The organism is Allorhizobium ampelinum S4 (assembly GCF_000016285.1).
Classification (GTDB): Bacteria; Pseudomonadota; Alphaproteobacteria; order Rhizobiales; family Rhizobiaceae; genus Allorhizobium; species Allorhizobium ampelinum.
Map to the genome: position 1 here is coordinate 96,334 of NC_011981.1, position 16,947 is coordinate 113,280.

Below are 16,947 nucleotides of genomic sequence, written 5' to 3' on the forward strand. Positions count from 1 at the left end.
CACCAGGATCGTTGGGATTAAACGGTCAAACGGAAATCTGATCCTCTCCGGTTTTTATGGGGCAACTCAACATAGGTGCTAGTTCTGGTCTTGGCCTGAGCAAAAATCCAGTCCTTGAACATCTTGACGGCGTTTGAGGCCGGCTGCAGGGGTGAAATGAGATAATAAGGATTGCGAATTGGATAAGGGTCGCCCAACCGGATCAGTTCTCCAGTTTCCAAGGCACGCTCAATCAGAATCGAGCGCCCAAGCAGCGCCCCCATTCCCGCTTTGGCAGCCTCAATCGCCGGGCCAGCCTGATTGAAGCGCGGCCCCTTGGCGATATCGTTGCGGCTGATGCCATATTCACGCAAGTAACGGTCCCAATCGGGATATTGACCATTAATGCTCGCCTTGGCGCGGTCCACATGCACAAGTGGTAACTCTCGCAAGGAGTCAAAGCTCAACTCACCAAACTCCTCAGCCATCTGAGGCGAGCAAACGGGGATAATATCCTCTTCCAATAGGAGTTCCACGCGCCGATCCAGATTGGTGTGCCAGTTGCAGATCCAGACATCGGAGGTGTCCGTTTCAATCGCTGAACGCTCAATGAAGGTGGTCAGCGAAATATCAATTTCTGGCGCTGTACGGTAAAAATTCCGCAATCTTGGCATGAGCCACAAAGAGCCAACGGAGGCTGATGCGCCAACCACCAGACGCTCCGGCATGTCCATCGGTTTGTGAAGTGCGGCAATTGCATCGTCTATAATGTCCAGTGCTTCGGTAAGTTTGGCAAGGCAAGCACGCGATTCCGGCGTTAGCTCCAGACGGCTGCTGCGGCGCAGAAACAGTTTGGTTTGTAGGAAATCTTCAAGTTGCCGGATCTGATGACTGACCGCCGTCGGCGTCACACACAATTCGTCACTGGCCTGCACAAGGCTCATGCGTCTTGCTGCTGCTTCAAAGGCCCGCACGGAGTTGAGAGGTACACGTCTTCTCATGCCAACGTCCCCTATTGATTGTCCTCCCAATCAAAGAAGACCATGAGCGCAGAAGAACGGCAAGTCTAAAAATTGATCAAAATCAATATTGTTCAAAATATAGGCATAATGCAACTTACTCGGCAGGTTGTGCCGTCGCGATAGGCTGTGCAGCGCTATCTGGTGCGGGACGGGTGAGATCGAAAGGAAAATTCCGCCGCATCCTGTGGAAATAGAAAAACGCAAAAGCCGTACCGATGCAGCACAGCACACCATTGGTGGATATGGCAGCGGGTACGCCAAAATGTTCGGCGAGCACCCCTGTCATCATCGCCCCAATCGGCGATGAGCCGGTAATCAGCAGATGGACCATCGATGCAAAGCGCCCGCGCATCTCGGGCGGCGATTGGATCTGCAATGAACCGGCGACTGATGTGGAAAAGGTGACTGCTGCGGCACCCACCAGCAAAAACAACAGGCAGCTGACAATGAGGGAGCCACAAAAGGCAATGGCAATCAGCACCAGACCAAAGCTGAGACCGGCAACCAGGATCAGCCCAACGGTTGGCTTTCTACGCCCCGTCAGCATAAACGCGGAGAAAAATGACCCCATACCAAGGCTGGAGTTTAACAGGCCGAATTCGGCAGCACCCGCATGTACTAGATAATTGGCTGCCAAGGGGACAATGGTCGTGAAGTTCTGTCCGAACATGCCAATAAAGGCTGTTGCGATCAGCAGAAACAGAATGCTCGGGGTTTTACGGGCATAGCTCAACCCTTCCGCGATCTGAGATATCATAGTGTAACGGCCGCTGAACCGGATGGGTTGCAGATCTGCGGCGCGGATAGATGCCAGCGCAAAGAGGATCGTGCTGCAAGTCACCGCATTGATCAGGAACGCTGGCCCTACCCCGAAAGCCGCAATCACCACACCGCCAATGGCCGGGCCAATGATGCGGCCAAGATTTTGCATCATTGACACAAGCGCAATGGCATTGCCAAGCCTTGGCACATCAACCAGTTCGCTGACAAATGCCTGCCTTAACGGATTATCGAGTGCATTGATCACGCCCAGGCTGAGAGCCAAAAGATAGATATGCCAGAGCGCGATCGTATCTGTCATCACCAGCACACCCAGCACCAGGGCCTGCACTGCCGCAAGGCTCTGGGTAATGGCCATCAGCCGGCGTCTTGGAAACCGGTCGGCAACCACGCCGCCCACCAATGCCAATAGCATGATCGGTAGGAATTGCAGGGATGTGACCGTGGCCAGCGCGAGCGAGGAATCGCTGAGTTTCAACACCAGCCAGGCCTGCGCGGTAGTCTGCATCCATGGACCGGCAAGAGACAAGAGCAGACCGAGATAGAAGATGCGGAAATTGCGGATCTGCAAGGCTGGAAAACGGTTTGCCAGCATCAAACGGAGTGTCGTGAAAGCCATTGGCGCCGTCAGACCGCTGCGCTCATCAGGTAGCTATCCGGTCGGCGGTTGGCATGGAAGTCCCATCTATCCCGAATGAGCTGCTGTCTTTGCAGATCGATGTCAGCCACCACCAATTCGTCTCCCATGGTTTTGGCCTTGCTGAGAAGACGTCCGTCCGGGCCTATCACCACGCTGCCGCCGATGTAGCGTAAACCGCCTTCCATGCCCGCTTTACCCGCCGCGACCACATAGGTGCCGTTTGAATAGGCCCCGCCACACATGGCAAGTTCCGAGGCATGGCGGCTTGCGGACAGCGTGCTGGCGGGCATGACGGGCGTGTTGTAACCAATACAGATCACATCTACGCCCTGCAAAAACAGCGAGCGATAGGCTTCGGGAAATCGCCGATCATAGCAAATCAATCCACCCAGCTTCCAGGGTTCACAGTCATGCACAGCAAAGCCCTTGTCTCCAGGTACGAAGTAGCGCTTTTCCAGAATGGTGACTTCGCCACTTTCCTTCTGCTCCACGAAGCCTGGAATATGCATTTTGCGAAAGGTGCCAACATGCTCGCCTCGGCTATTGATGAAGGCCATGGAATTGTAGATGCGATTGCCGTTCTGCTCGGCAAACGGCAGGATCACCGTCATTGCGCAATCGCGGGCCTTGGTTGTTATTGCCGAAATTGCTGCATCATTCTCCTCCTTGTCGGCATATTGAGCAGCGCGGTCATGAATCGTGGCAGCAAAATAAGGCGTGAGCGCCAGTTCCGGCAACACCGCCAGCGTGATTTTTTGCTCTGCCGCCTTATCCAGCAAGGTTAGAATGCGGGCAAGCGTGGCTTTGATCGTGGCACTTGCGGGGCCAAGCTGCACGGCGGCGGCGCGGAAGGTCATGATGGCATTCTTTCCAGCAAAAGCATTTCCAGAAGAAGCGGGAACCAGTTTTCCTCTGGAGAGACATAAACGAAAGAAAGAGCATTTCCGCGTTTCCGTGAAAAGTTGAAATGCTCACTGTTGAACATGGAGATCAGGCAGCCTGGATTTTGCGTGCACCATGACTGCTAAACTGGCTCAACGCCTCGTCTTCGCTGATCACATCACAGATTTTAAACTGCATATCGAACAAGGCGGCCGCATGGGACATTTCGATGCGATCAAACACCGCCTCTTCGATGACCTGAATTTTATAACCAAGAGCCGTACCATCCACAGCGGTGGCCCGCACGCAGCCGCTGGTGCTATTGCCTGCCAGGAACAGACCGTCGACATTCAGATTGCTCAACATCAAATGTAGGTTGGTGAAGGCAAAACAGCTTGGGGTCTGTTTTTCCACCAGAAGATCGCCAGACTGCATGGCAACCTCTGGCGGAATATCGGATTTTGCATTGCGGGCGCTGAAGTTATTGTCGGACCGCGCTTCGGGAAGGCCACTGATGTCGTAGAATACATGCTTGGAGTAAATCACGGGCATCTGCGCGGCGCGTGCCGCCGCCAGCAAGCGTTGTTGCACCGGTATGGCTTTCCAGGCGTGAGGACCGCAGGCACCCGAGTAAAGATCAAGCTGCTCATAAATCGGCTTGTCGAGACCGCAGGCCGTGACCTGCATATCAATGATCAGCAGGGCATTGCGACGGCCCGGTCCATTCAATGGGCGCCGCGCACGCCGCGCCACCACAAGCTTGTCATCGTCAGTCAGAAATCGATCCCACACAGCCATGCGCCTGTCCTCTTTTCCTTACAACTCTGCGCGACGGTAGAGGCAAGCGACGCTATTGGCGATTGCGATTTCCTGATGGTGGTGATGAGAAATGTTCAGCCTATCATTTTCACGCCTACCTGTTTTTAGGGTCATCTCTTGCGGGCATGAGTTTTTCTCAAGGTGCAGCTTCGAATTCGTCGCTTGGCATTGCACGCAAGCCGTTCAACTCTTGCTTCATAACAACAGAAGAGAGGAACGCGCTTATGACGAAGATCGGAGTCTTCATTCCCATCGGCAGCCGCGGCTGGCTTATTTCCACCACTTCGCCCGCAACCATGCCGAGTTTTGAGCTCAACAAGGCGGTGGTGCAGCAGGCAGAACATTACGGCCTCGATTTTGCCCTGTCGATGATCAAGCTTCGTGGCTATAATGGCCCGAGTGAATATTGGGTCCATAATCTGGAATCCTTCACCCTGATGGCCGGCTTGGCCGCCGTTACCAAGAAAATTCAGCTGTTTGCATCTGTGGCCATGTTGACCATGCCGCCCGCAGTGGTGGCACGCATGGCGGCGACGATCGATTCGATTGCGCCGGGCCGCTTTGGCATCAATATGGTCACCGGCTGGCAGCCTAAAGAATACCAGCAGATGGGCCTTGAGCTGACACCCGAGCATTTTGCCCGCCGCTATGACTATGCCTCGGAATATGTGCAGGTGATGCGCGATTTGTGGACCAAGGGCGTCTCCAACTTCAAGGGCGAGTTCTTCCAGATGGACGACTGCAAGCTGTCGCCACGTCCATCCGCCCATATTCCAGTGGTTGGTGCGGGCCAGTCGGAACGCGGCATGCGGTTTGTGGCGGAATATGGCGACTACAACTTCATTGGCGCTGGCGGGGATATGAACCAGACCGATGGTGCCCGCACCATGGTGGCCAAGGTGGAAGCCGCGGCAAAGCAAAGCGGACGCGACACCGGCGCCTTTCTGCTTTTGATGGTGATTGCCGACCGTACTGACGAGTTAGCCTTTGCAAAGTGGGAGCTTTACAAGCAGGGTACCGACATCGAAGCGCTGGAATGGCAGGCCAGTCAGGCCGGGCAGGATACGGTGGCCAAGGAAGGCTCAACGGCCGCCGCCCTGGTGCGCCAGATCAAAAATCCGCAGCCAACCGGCATGCTGAAGCTGATCGGCTCCTATGAAAAAGTCGCGGCAATGCTGGATGAAATTGCTTTGAGCACTCCAGGCCTGAAAGGCATCATGCTGACCTTTGATGACTTCGTCATCGGCATGGAGCAGTTTGGCCAATATATCCAGCCCTTGATGCGTTCCCGCAATCCCAACCTCAAACGCAATCTGGATGCAGCGTGAGGTGAACAGATGCTTAGGTTCTGTCAGGTTCAGGTTGAACCAGACAGAACCTAGTTTTGTGTTTTCGTGTGTCTTTTAGGGAAAACCGGTTTCCACTTTTCCCTGACAAACTCTACAGCGCCGTGCGCCTTATATAGCGCACAAAGGTTCGCTGTAGCGCTTTATATCTGCTGCATAATTTTCTCTTTAAACCGATTCCGGTTTAAAGAATTATGCAGTAAGCGCCGTGCCTTGCTTATGCGGCACGGCGCTTTTTTGTGGAAGACAGCTATTCTGCCGCCATGCTCTGTCGGTTTTGCAGGGCTGCACCCAACAAATCAGCGTAGGCGATCACCTTGCGATCCTGATAGCGCTGCGCTGTCAGGGACACTCCGACGGGCCTGCCATTTGGCCCGTATAGGCCGGGAACATTGACGACAGGCACCTGCATCAACGTCCATATCGAATTGAATATCGCATCTCCGGTTGTCTCAATCCCCCTTGGCGCTTCGCCCGTGGAACTCGGCGTGAGGATCACATCATAGGACGCAGCAATGTCGTCGAAGGCGGCACGGCATTGATCGGCCAGCCGGTAGGCATCGCGGGCCTGAGATGGGGTGATGGCCTGGCGATTTTCAACAATGGCTTTCAGTTCGTCGTGAAGGTCGGGTGTCGCATTCGCCTCGTTGAGGAAGGCCGAGCGCCCCTCACGGCGCAAAATGATATGGTGGGCGGCCAGAATGCCATCGAACATCGCGGGCAAGGCAATATCCGAAACCACGGCCCCTGCCTGTTTCAGGGCATCGATTGCCGTGTTCATCGCCTGTTGCGTGGCAAGCTCTGCTTTTGGCCAGGCCGGTGAGAGGCACACGCCAATCCGCTTTCCGGCAAGGTCATCGGCAAGCGCCGTTTCCGTTGCATCAAGCGCAAAAACATCAGCCAGAAGGGCAAGATCATCAGCCGAGCGGCCGTAAAGGCCAAGGGTATCGCAGGTGGCGGAATACATTTTCAACCCTTCCCGGCTGATTGCATTCCAGGTTGGTTTGAACCCGTAAATCCCGCAAAAAGAGGCGGGTCGTATGGTGGAGCCTCCCGTCTGGGTGCCAAGCGCCAATGTGGCCTGAAAATCGGCAACCGCTGCAGCCGATCCACTGGAGGACCCGCCCGGCGTGCACGCAAGATCGTGCGGATTGCGTGTCACGCTTCCCCGGTTTGTTGTGGCAAATTCGGTCGTGACTGTCTTCCCGATCAACAACGCTCCGGCTTGGCGCAGGGTATCGACGCAGGCGGCATCCATTCCCGGCTGGTGTCCATGATAGCGGGCTGAATTGTGCTGCGTCGGCATATCCTTGGTGTTGATAACGTCCTTGATGGCAATGGGTACGCCATGCAGCGGCCCTTTATGGGGTGCCGCATCCAGCATCTGCGCGGCAGCCAGAACCTGGGTGGGATCGAAATGAGCATAGGCACGAACGGCACTGTCGCGCTCTTCAATGCGGCGGATGATCGACGTTGCGATGTCGGTGACCGAAAGTTGCCCACCGTGGGTAAGGGTCGTGAGCGTGCAGGCATCCAATTGATAAGGCAATGTCATTCCCATGTCCTTCTTGGTGGGTGCGATCGTGGCGCGCAGGTTACCGTTACTCTTGTTCTATGACACGGCAGATTTTCTCACGACGCGGCTGAGAAATGGTCATTTGGCGTCTGCACTCTCGGGCAACATAGTTTCCACCGAAGGCTGATGCGCATTTTTAACGTGTGTTTTGGCAAGAACCATCAAAACAGCATGAAACGGAGATGGAAAACCATGGATATTGCCCGGTTCAAGCTTGGCATGCGCCGTCTGGCTTCTGGCGTGTCACTGATCACCACGCTCTCTGACGGTGTGCGCCACGGATTGGTGGCAACGGCGGTCAGTTCCGTCAGCGGTGATCCACCGTCGCTGCTGATCTGCGTCAACAAAAATGCCTCAGCGCATGGGCATATCGAGCGCTCCGGAATCTACTGTGTCAACATCCTGTCGGAAAGCGCCCAGCCGATTGCCGCCAGCTTTTCCAGCGCCATTGACCGGGACAAGCGGTTTTTGCGTGGTGAATGGCAGATACTAAAGACCGGCGCACCCGCCCTTGTCGATTCACTGGCCAGCTTTGATTGCGAGGTGCGCCACGCACTCTCCTACGCCACACATACGATCTTCATCGCTGACATCGTCGCAACAGAGCTTTGGGACAGTACCGATGCACCATTGGTCTATCTGGATGGCCGCTATCGGCAGGTGCTTGTCGAGCCGGATATGACACCCGCTGAGTGAGATTTTCATGAGGCGCGAGGCACCAAGTATAGTTCGTACTGATCATAAAAACGGGAACAGAAGCACGGCAAAAGCCGGCATATGGAGCATCAGATGAGCAACCAAAAGCGCAAGGGGATAACACGGCGCGGATTGATCAAAGGCGCGGCAGCGGTGGGCGGCATGGCCGCCGGGTCCGGGGCCATATCTGGATTTCCAACAATCTGGGCGCAGAATATCAAGGACATCAAGCTGGTCCATGTTGGCCAGTCCTATTCCACCATCAAGAATATTCAGGAACAGGCCAGCAAGGATCTCGGCTTTACCATTGAAATGCAGACGGCAGACGTCGCCACCCAGATGAACCGGATGCTGACCCAGCCGGAATCGATGGATGTCGCCGACCTTGCCAATACGTCTGTACGCTATCTGCTCGGCCGCAATATTGTTCAGCCTGTCACCACCAAGGAATATAAATGGTGGGATAAGACCATTTCCCTGTTTCAGACAGGTAAATACCCCAATGGTAAAATGGCCTCGCTGGAAGGATTTGCACCGATCAAGGCGCAATATTATGCCAATAAGACCGCCAGCGCCTATTCAATGACGCCGACAGAATGGCTGGTGGGCATTCCGCTCTATTATAATGCCGATACGCTGGGTGTGCGGCCCGATCTGATCGGCTCCACCAAAATCGACAGTTGGGCACGCCTGCTGGACCCTGCCTTCAAGGGCCATGTGGCGCTTCAGGAGGGGGTCAATGTCGGCTTGCCGGATGCCGCCATGGCGCTGTCCGCCCTGGGCGAGGTCTCCTATGTTGACAAGGGCAATATGACCCGCAGCGAAATCGACAAAACCATCAAGAAACTGATTGAATACAAAAAAGCCGGGCAATTCCGCTCCTTCTGGCTGAATTTCGATCAATCCGTGCAGCTGATGGCCTCCGGCGAAGTGGTGCTGCAATCCATGTGGTCGCCTGCTGTGACGGAGGTGCGTACGCGCGGTATTGCCTGCACGTTCCAACCGCTGAAAGAGGGCCATCGCGGCTGGTACATCATGATGTTCCAGATGCAGCATCTGACCGGGCTGAAGCGCGAATGCGCCATCGAGTATATGAACTGGTACAATTCCGGCTGGGCCGGCGCCTTCATTTCCCGCCAAGGCTTTTACAATACCGTACCTGAAAATGTGAAGCCGCTGATGAGCGCCAATGAATATGGCTATTGGTATGAGGGCAAGCCCGCGTCTGAACCTATTCTCAACCCCTTTGGCAAGGTGATGGAAAAGCCGGGTGCGGTGCGCGACGGCGGCTCACTCTGGGATCGCATGGGCAATATCGGCATCTGGAACACGCTAATGGATGAGGATCGCTATCTGGTGCGCCGCTGGCAGGATTTCATCGCCGCGTAAAATTTCATTCCAACCAAGGACATTTACGATGTCACTCTCCTCGGCAAAGCGGGTATCGCTTTTGCAAATCGCGCCTATGGCGCTGGTTCTGGTGTGTTTCGTGATCCTGCCATTGGCGATGATTATTGCTGTCAGCTTCATGGATTACGGTTTTGCCGAGGTGATCCCGGAGTTCATCTGGGAAAATTATCTTGATATTTTCACCTCTGAACTGACGCTCAGGCTGTATCTCCAGACGTTCAAATTCCTGGCGATTGTCTGGGCGATCACGCTGTTTCTCGGCTTTACCATCGCCTATTATCTGATGTTTCATGTCCGCAGCCCAATCGTGCGGGCGCTGTGCATTGCGGCCTGCGCCATACCGTTCTGGACATCAGGGCCAATCCGCATGGTGTCCTGGGTGCCGCTGCTGGGGCGCGAAGGGCTGGTCAATCAGGTCTTGCTGCATCTGCATATCATAGAGCAGCCGCTCTCTTGGCTGCTCTATTCGGAATTTTCCGTCATCGTCGTCTACGTCAATGTGCTGACGCTGGCCATGTTGGGACCGATCGCCAATTCCATGGCAAAGATTGATAAAAACCTTCTGCATGCCGCCCGCGATCAGGGGGCAAGTGAGGGACAGATCATCCGTCTGGTGATTATCCCACTGATCAAACCCGGCATCGCCATAGGCTCGATTTTTATTGTGACGGCGGTGATGGGCGATTTCTTCATCGTCAAACAGATGGGCGGCGGCCAGATCAACACGGCGGTGGGGGCCATCGCCACCGAGCTGAACGCCTTCCAATACCCGCCCGCTGCGGCAAAATCGGTTGTGATGCTGGTCATTGTGCTGGGCTTCGTCGCCTCTCTGCTGCGCCTCGTTGATATCCGAAAAGAACTGGCCAATCAGGAGTGAATGATGCGCGAGCGTGGACAACCAAGACCTGCTTCCTTCTATCTGCTGTTGGGCATTTTCGCTGTCTATCTGGCCTTTCTCTATGGGCCGATGCTGTGTGTGTTCATCCTGTCCTTTCAGGGACCAAGCGGCGGCATGAGCTTTCCCATGGTCGGGGTTTCAACCCATTGGTTTCAGGTGCTGCTGGGCGGCACGGGCGGCGAAGGGGTTGGCGATCTGCATGATGCCTTCTTTCGTTCCATGCGCCTCGCCGCTATTGTAGCGGTGCTGACCATGACGATATCGGTGGCGGCAGGCATGGCCTATCGGCGAAAGTTCCCTGGGGCCAATCTGGTATTTTACTCTGCAATAGCGGCCATGGTGCTGCCGGGGATTTTTGTTGGTTTTGGCATCGCGCTGGCCTTCCATCTGCTGGGCTACAAGATCCAGTGGTATTCGTCGGGTATTGGCGCGCAGCTCACCTGGTCACTGCCTTTTGGCCTGTTAATCATGTTTATCGTGATGGGGCGTTTCAACCGGTCCTATGAAGAGGCCGCCACGGATCTTGGTGCCACCAGCTGGCAGCGCTTCAGCCAGGTAATCTTGCCAATCATTCTGCCAGGCGTCGTTGGGATCTTCATGGCCGGTTTTACCTCCTCCTATGAAGAATTGGCCCGCACGTCACTCAATGTCGGCTCGGGCAATACCATGCCGATGGAAATCACCGGATTGCTGACGGCGGCCACATCACCGGTGCTGTTTGCCATTGGCACGCTGACGACCGCGGTGTCCTTCATTCTCGTCATCGGCATGCTGCTTCTGGCGACGACGCTGGCCAAGCGGCAACAGTCGAGATTGCAACCGCATTGATGCGACCCATTCCATGAGGATGTAATAATGAGACATGAAACACAGCTGACAACAGTTCCGACGGATAGCGTTGCGAAGAATGTGATCCAGAAAACCGCCCCTTCATCCTCTGCCCACCATAATGATGTTGAGCTGGTGGCCGTGACCAAACGCTATGGCTCCAGCACTGCCGTTGACACCATTTCGCTGCGTATTCCGTCCGCCAGTTATTGCTGTTTGCTGGGACCAAGTGGCTGCGGAAAGACCACAACCTTGCGGATGATCGCCGGACATGAAATTGTCAGCGATGGTGATATTCTGGTGCAGGACCGCAACGTGACACTGGCACCCGCCGTTCAGCGCGGCACCTCGATGATGTTTCAGAATTACGCGCTGTTTCCCCATCTAAGCGTGGTAGATAACGTCGCATTTTCGCTCAAGCTCAAAGGTGTGGCCAGGTCTGAGCGACGCCGCCAGGCGATGGACTATCTGGCGCTGGTGCAGATGGAAGTACTGGCAGAACGGCTCCCGGCGCAATTGTCCGGTGGCCAGCAGCAGCGCGTAGCACTTGCCCGTTCGCTGATCACCCGGCCAAAGGTTTTGCTGCTGGATGAGCCGCTATCCGCGCTTGATCCATTTTTACGTATTACCATGCGCTCGGAATTGAAACGTATTCAACGCGAGCTGGGCATTACCTTCGTGCATGTCACCCACAGTCAGGAGGAGGCCATGGCTCTGTCGGACATGATCGTGGTGATGAATGGCGGTGCAATCATGCAGGCAGGCCCTGCCCGCGAGGTCTTTGCCCGGCCCCTCAACGCTTTTGTCGCCCGCTTCATTGGCGGACATAATGTTTTAAACCTTGGCGGTCGGCAATTTTGTGTGCGGGCTGACAAATGCCGGATCGCAGGGGCCGAGGATGACAGACATACCATCGCGGAGGTGGTCGGAGGCGAATATCAGGGCGCAATAGGCCGCCTTTCTTTGATGACGGCCGACAGACAACCGATCTCCGTAATGGTCAGCGATAACGACTATTTTGCCTTTAGCCATTCCATCGGTGATCGGGTCAGCGTTTCATGGTCTGTGAAAGATGAATGGGGCCTGGAAGTGGTGGGCTAAACGCTGGGACGTGTTGCATGTTCAGTCCCGGCATGTGATTGGATTGGATTTATGATGAATCTTCCGGCTCCAAAGTCCACCGTTTGCAGATGAACTCATAGGGCGTGAGGCTCTTTAGGGTCTTGCGCCTTCGCCCGAAATTGTAGGCGTCGTTGTAGTGGACACGCTTGACGGTCGCTTCCTTGATCGTGCTTTCCAGTCGCTCGACCTGCCCATTGGTCCAAGGGGGGCTTCACCTTGGTCAGACGATGCTCAATGCCGTTCTCGTCACAGACCCGGTCGAAGATGTGATGGAAGGCGTAGAGATCGCAGGCCCGATTGGTGAACTGAATGCCGTTGTCCGTCAGAACCGTATGGATGGCATAGGGTACAGCCTTGACCAGATTGCGCAGGAATTGGGCTGCATTCATCTTTCCGGCTTTGGCGTAAAGCTCGACGAAGGCAAACTTGGACGTTCTATCAATGGCCACAAACAGATAGAGCTTGCCCTCAGCGGTCTGGACTTCAGCGATATCGATGTGAAAGTAGCCAATGGGGTAACTCTTGAACTTCTTTTTTGGCTCCTTGTCGCCCTCGACTTCCGGCAGTCGTGAAATGTCATGGCGCTGTAGGCATCGATGTAAGGACGAGCGCGTCAGATGCGGGATTGTTGGCTGAAGGGCATAAAGGCAATCATCCAAAGGTAGAAGCGTGTGCCTGCGGAAGGCGACAATCACGGCCTCCTCCTCGAGGATCAAGACTGTCGAATGCGGTTCCTTCGGCCCGGTCGCCAAATCGGCAACCGATGTGCGCTTCTTCCACTTGGCAACGGTCTTCGGGTTGATCCCATACCGCTTTGAGAGCGCTCTCAGGCTCTCTTGACTATTTTGTATTGCTCGACGGACCGTCTGCGCGGGAAAACAGTCCACTGGACTGTTTTCTAATCCGCTTGACCTATCGTTGTGGCGCGACCGTATAGAGCCTGGCCCATAGTGCTTCCTTCCATTCGAGGGAAAATAATGCACCATTAAAGCCTGGGATCAAACAACTAGCCACTTTCGCCTGAACCTGCGGCACACCAAACCCCACAGCTCCATCCGTGGCGCTACATTGAAATACTTACCCAATCTTCATGCCCGTGGCGAATTCGCACTACGAAAATTTTCTCATCGTCTTCAACCCGATAGACGATAAGATGTGCTTTGAAGGGATGAATTCTGACGGCCGGTTCGATCTCATTCCGTTCGCGTGCGATGCGTGGATTAGCAGCGATCAGATCAAATAGTGCGAAAAGTTCATCATGGTAGCGTTTTGCCTGGTCTACTCCGAACATACGGGCACCCTGCTCGGCGATCGTAATGATGTCTTCTTCTGCCTCGACAGAAAGTTTAAAACTCATGACTTGCTGGCACGATCCATCGCCTCAGCAAAGAGTTCATCCTTTGATCGAATGCCAACGCCACTTTGGAGCCCGGCCTCGACGAAACCTTGCATGGCGGCAATCTTGTCGTTTCGTGTCTGGTCGCGTCGGATCAGGTCGCGCACGTAGTCGCTAGCGTTCGAATATCGCCCAGTCCTGGCCTGCGCCTCCACCCAATCCTTCATCGGGTCTGGAAGAGATACGTTCATTGTTGCCATGGGAAACCTCCATTTGAAGGAATCATATTCGATTTTGGCAAAGTTTGTCAAATTTTCCTACATCTGCATGGGATCAGAACCGTCCCCCATTCTCTCTGCCGGTGGGATAACGCCTGTTTATAGAACTATCAGGTGGACAGAGCATCGGTTTCTCGTTCTGCAGCGAGCGCTAACCTGGCTAGAGCGGGCAATGATCTTCAGCCTGTCTTGGTCACGAAGGACGCCCTATGGTTTTCCAGGGCCTGTCGCAAACATTTTCGGAGCGCGCGATTATCCCCTTAGCATCTTCATTTTCATGCTTTATTAACTTTTGGCAGTCCGAAGAGGCGCGCAAGCAAATCGTTCTGATCATTGATGGTTCAGCCTCCGGAAAAGCCAAAGCCTTTCCTCAACCACAGCATCGCCTCGAAACCCAAGATGGTTCTCCACGCCGTGTTGAAGGATTTGAAGCCACCGATCTTTGGCATGTTTCTCACGAGTTGGGGGCTCCGGTAAGTCCGGGACGGTTCAACCGCGAGATTGGTCTTCAAAAAGCCAAAGCTGCGCGTCTTGGTTCCCATTTCCGATAGTCACATGAAATCGCACGGCACAACGGCAACCGATACCTTCGGATGTCCACTAAAACAGTTGTCGATCAATCAAACGCTGGCAGGTTCCGATATTGTGGTCTTTCGCAAGGGAACAAGTGTCGTGAGGCTCGATCAGGTCAAGACATCGTCAAGCAATCGAGGTCTTGTTGTTGGTGTCTCATCGATCGGTGGTCATACGCGACGCATCCATCATCAACATCGTGTAAATATTAACGACTTTGCGGGAAAATCAATTTACATTCGTGAGCTCGCCGAGGCCTACAAGGCAGATTTCGGCGGCTCCTTTGAGTTCCTCTTATTTGAAATCTCGCCTGCGGATCTCATCCGTATTGCCGAGGGTGCGGAACTTTCAGGCATCACCTCGCTCGCGGCCGAAACTGCGTCGAAAGACATCGTGCTTGCCAATCTTGCGCGCGCCCGATTCCGGCGCTTGAAAAACCGGAGGACGCAAGCGCGCTGTTCGTCGACCAGATGACAACCGCCATCGGGACCTACTTGGTTCAACGTTATGGCGGCCGATCCGTTGCAACCTCCAACAGACCACGAAGGGCTCTGTTGCAAAAACTCTTTGTCGTAGAATGAAATTTCAAACGACGTCTGCGTATGGACGGAAAACCTCTCGCTCGAACGACAATCATCCAGTCATGCACCATCTTATTTGGCTTTTCAAAACCGCTTCAGATTGAATTATGGAATATTTTTCTTCGATCCAGAGACACCACAAATTTTTGCAACAGAGCCGGTTCCAGACACCCGCAGTGCTATTTGGCTACGGGTTCGCGGAAACGATCGCAGACACCGCGATCATCGATATGTAAAGACCACATCATGCAGGAACTTGCTGCGAATTTTATCAAGACTGCAAACGCTTTCGACATTGAGGGTGTGATGTCCCTGGTCGCCCCAGATGCCATTATCGATGACGTTTCGGTCGGCGACGCCTTCATTGGTCCGGAGGGCATCAAACAGTATCTCAATCAGTTTTTCGTCGGCTACCACACACAGAGCCGGCTTCTGTCGGTTGGAAAACAGGACGATCATACTGCTTTCGTCAGACTCGATTTTGCCGGCGATTTTGGCCACGAGATCGGCGTCCTCAAGATCACGATCAATTCCGATGGCTGGATCCACGCCGATCTCGAATGAGAAGTCTGAGTAACCGGACGACAGCCGCGCTCGCAGGGCGGATTTGTGAAGCAGAGCGGAAGGTTGACCCCGTTCGAGGACGCGGTAAGCGCCTGACTTTATCTGCAAAATTTCCGCGCGTGCGAGATCTTCATCGCCGCCGAGCTTGACCCCAGCCGATCTCCATTTTGTTAAAGCAGGGTATTACGAGACCGGTCATAGGGGTCAACCTCCGACGCGGCTTCATAGTTTGTCGTTCAGCAAGGACTCACAGCCCTTCGCCTCGTTCGCTATCAGAATGCTTGGCTTCTGGGTCATGATTGCTCACGTGGTAAGTAAGGTCCGGCGCTTCATAATTGAAATGATTTTCGCGAGTAAAGCGACCACTTAGGATCAGGATCTGGATCGAAGACAACGGTCGTCACGCTATGACAACCGACGATAAGAAACAAACGGGTACAGAATCTCAACGAGATCATCGATCGAGAGTGAGAAGGCTCCCACGACCCCTTTAAAATCCTCAACATCATTCATCTATCTCTCGACCATTTCAACCCGGCGGTTCTTGGCCCGACCCGCGTCGTTTGCATTGCTGGCCGCCGGCGCATAGGGACCGATGCCCTTGGGCTGAAGCCGATCAGAGTCGATACCGAATTTGGCTGTCAAAGCTTTCACGACAGCCGCCGCACGCGCCTGCGAAAGGTTCATATTGCGCTCCAAAGCCCCTGAACTGTCGGTATGGCCAACGATATAGACCTTTCGGCTCACGTCCTGCGTCAGAAACTCGGCCATCTGTGCCAGCGTTTTGTCCGATTCCGCCTTCAAGGCTGCGCTATCAGTTTCGAACTGGATGCCATAGAGCGCGATGTGGCCGGTTTTGGCCAGACTATCACTCATTGCCTGGGCGTCCGCAGTGACCTCACCCGTCTCCATAGCGCGGCCTTCCAGGATTTGTAGCAGCAAACCGGGCTGTCTACCGCTATCCTGGCTTACCAGCAAGGAAACGTCGACGGGCCCTTGGGGGCGCTCCAGATGAGCCGTCATCGCCCGCACGTTTCCATCGGTGGCGTTGATCAGATCAATCCTGAGATTGAAAAGGTTGTCACCCATGGCGTGATTGATCGGGTCGGCAAGTGCTGCGGCAAAGTCATAGCCACCGCAGGCGCTGCCTTCACACTGGTAGGCCGGCTGAAAACCAGCTGCCCTCAATGTCTGTTCGTAATTGCGATAGACTTCTAGCGCCGTTTTTCCTTCGGGGATGGCGTATGCGATGCTGGTCAGGCGGCCTTCAACGGTCTTGCTCTTGGCAAAGTGGCTTTTCTGGCTGGCGTCATACGGTCCCAGTGGCAAGGTCAGCGCTGCGTAGTCCTGCTGTTGGTAACCAATAATCACCGCACCAGAAAAACGCGACACAATCGGATTGTCCTTGCCGCCTTCAATATCCTGCGACGGCGCTTCGGCCGCGGCGAATTTCGGTAAGCCCAGGACCGTGATGAGAGCGAGGGTCGCGAGGCCTGTTCGGAATCCAGACATGTTAAGGTCCTTTCGTTGGTGCGAAACTGACAATGCTCACAGGGGATAAACCGCAAGCAAGGAAAGGCAATTAGTACTCTTGTGCTAATTGCCCGGCCCCTATCG

General features: G+C 54.6%; 16 protein-coding genes and 2 pseudogenes. 8 read left to right on the forward strand and 10 right to left on the reverse strand.

From position 1 onward, the window contains the following. Positions 1-17 precede the first annotated feature (17 nt). From AVI_RS26175 to AVI_RS26190, 4 genes are all read right to left on the reverse strand, one after another. Positions 18-980, reverse strand: a complete 963-nt coding sequence (locus AVI_RS26175) for a LysR substrate-binding domain-containing protein (RefSeq protein WP_015918278.1) — start codon at positions 978-980, stop codon at positions 18-20. A gap of 115 nt (positions 981-1,095) precedes the next feature. Continuing rightward, positions 1,096-2,400, reverse strand: coding sequence for an MFS transporter (locus tag AVI_RS26180; protein ID WP_049777520.1), 1,305 nt, complete (start codon positions 2,398-2,400; stop codon positions 1,096-1,098). Between the two features lie 8 nt (positions 2,401-2,408). Then, entirely contained in the window at positions 2,409-3,278 is an 870-nt protein-coding gene (locus AVI_RS26185) for a carbon-nitrogen hydrolase family protein (protein ID WP_015918280.1), read from the reverse strand. Between the two features lie 133 nt (positions 3,279-3,411). Continuing rightward, positions 3,412-4,101, reverse strand: coding sequence for a cysteine hydrolase family protein (locus AVI_RS26190; RefSeq protein WP_015918281.1), 690 nt, complete (start codon positions 4,099-4,101; stop codon positions 3,412-3,414). A 245-nt stretch (positions 4,102-4,346) separates the two neighbouring features. On the opposite strand from AVI_RS26190, the gene rutA reads away from it, so the two are divergent. Beyond that, the gene (gene rutA, locus AVI_RS26195) at positions 4,347-5,450 is read left to right on the forward strand and encodes a pyrimidine utilization protein A (protein ID WP_015918282.1); all 1,104 of its coding nucleotides are present in this window, start codon (positions 4,347-4,349) and stop codon (positions 5,448-5,450) included. Positions 5,451-5,718: 268 nt separating this feature from the next. Here rutA and AVI_RS26200 read toward each other — a convergent pair whose 3' ends face one another. Beyond that, the gene (locus tag AVI_RS26200) at positions 5,719-7,023 is read right to left on the reverse strand and encodes an amidase (RefSeq protein WP_071203992.1); all 1,305 of its coding nucleotides are present in this window, start codon (positions 7,021-7,023) and stop codon (positions 5,719-5,721) included. A 213-nt stretch (positions 7,024-7,236) separates the two neighbouring features. Here AVI_RS26200 and AVI_RS26205 point away from each other — a divergent pair, with 213 nt between their 5' ends. The 5 genes from AVI_RS26205 to AVI_RS26225 all read left to right on the forward strand — a co-directional run bounded on the left by AVI_RS26205 (position 7,237) and on the right by AVI_RS26225 (position 11,977). Next, positions 7,237-7,740, forward strand: coding sequence for a flavin reductase family protein (locus tag AVI_RS26205; protein ID WP_015918284.1), 504 nt, complete (start codon positions 7,237-7,239; stop codon positions 7,738-7,740). Between the two features lie 93 nt (positions 7,741-7,833). After that, entirely contained in the window at positions 7,834-9,129 is a 1,296-nt protein-coding gene (locus AVI_RS26210) for an ABC transporter substrate-binding protein (RefSeq protein ID WP_139192469.1), read from the forward strand. 28 nt (positions 9,130-9,157) lie between these two features. Next, complete coding sequence (locus AVI_RS26215) at positions 9,158-10,027, forward strand: ABC transporter permease (RefSeq protein ID WP_015918286.1); 870 nt, start codon at positions 9,158-9,160, stop codon at positions 10,025-10,027. A gap of 3 nt (positions 10,028-10,030) precedes the next feature. Then, positions 10,031-10,876 (forward strand): ABC transporter permease, encoded by an 846-nt coding sequence (locus tag AVI_RS26220; RefSeq protein ID WP_015918287.1) that lies wholly within the window; start codon positions 10,031-10,033, stop codon positions 10,874-10,876. 27 nt (positions 10,877-10,903) lie between these two features. After that, a complete protein-coding gene (locus AVI_RS26225; protein ID WP_015918288.1) occupies positions 10,904-11,977 on the forward strand; it encodes an ABC transporter ATP-binding protein in 1,074 nt (357 codons plus the stop codon). Here the strand turns inward: AVI_RS26225 and AVI_RS26230 are convergent. The 4 genes and pseudogenes from AVI_RS26230 to AVI_RS30825 all read right to left on the reverse strand — a co-directional run. After that, positions 11,974-12,885: pseudogene (locus tag AVI_RS26230) on the reverse strand (IS481 family transposase). The gene AVI_RS26225 and the pseudogene AVI_RS26230 sit on opposite strands and share 4 nt — an antisense overlap. Positions 12,886-13,061: 176 nt before the next feature. Then, on the reverse strand, positions 13,062-13,355 hold the full coding sequence (locus tag AVI_RS26235) for a type II toxin-antitoxin system RelE/ParE family toxin (RefSeq protein ID WP_015918290.1): 294 nt from the start codon (positions 13,353-13,355) through the stop codon (positions 13,062-13,064). Beyond that, positions 13,352-13,594 (reverse strand): type II toxin-antitoxin system ParD family antitoxin, encoded by a 243-nt coding sequence (locus AVI_RS26240; protein ID WP_041699959.1) that lies wholly within the window; start codon positions 13,592-13,594, stop codon positions 13,352-13,354. Before AVI_RS26240 ends, AVI_RS26235 begins: the two co-directional genes overlap by 4 nt. A gap of 293 nt (positions 13,595-13,887) precedes the next feature. Beyond that, a pseudogene (locus tag AVI_RS30825) lies at positions 13,888-14,067 on the reverse strand (IS6 family transposase); the annotation flags it as partial. A 100-nt stretch (positions 14,068-14,167) separates the two neighbouring features. Here AVI_RS30825 and AVI_RS26250 point away from each other — a divergent pair. Then, positions 14,168-14,659: an AraC family transcriptional regulator gene (locus tag AVI_RS26250; protein WP_417884089.1), complete on the forward strand. Its 492-nt coding sequence runs from the start codon at positions 14,168-14,170 to the stop codon at positions 14,657-14,659. A gap of 353 nt (positions 14,660-15,012) precedes the next feature. Then, the gene (locus AVI_RS30830) at positions 15,013-15,330 is read left to right on the forward strand and encodes a nuclear transport factor 2 family protein (protein WP_049777523.1); all 318 of its coding nucleotides are present in this window, start codon (positions 15,013-15,015) and stop codon (positions 15,328-15,330) included. A 513-nt stretch (positions 15,331-15,843) separates the two neighbouring features. On the opposite strand, the gene AVI_RS26260 is transcribed toward AVI_RS30830, so the two are convergent. Then, positions 15,844-16,842, reverse strand: coding sequence for an OmpA family protein (locus AVI_RS26260; RefSeq protein ID WP_015918294.1), 999 nt, complete (start codon positions 16,840-16,842; stop codon positions 15,844-15,846). Positions 16,843-16,947 lie beyond the last annotated feature (105 nt).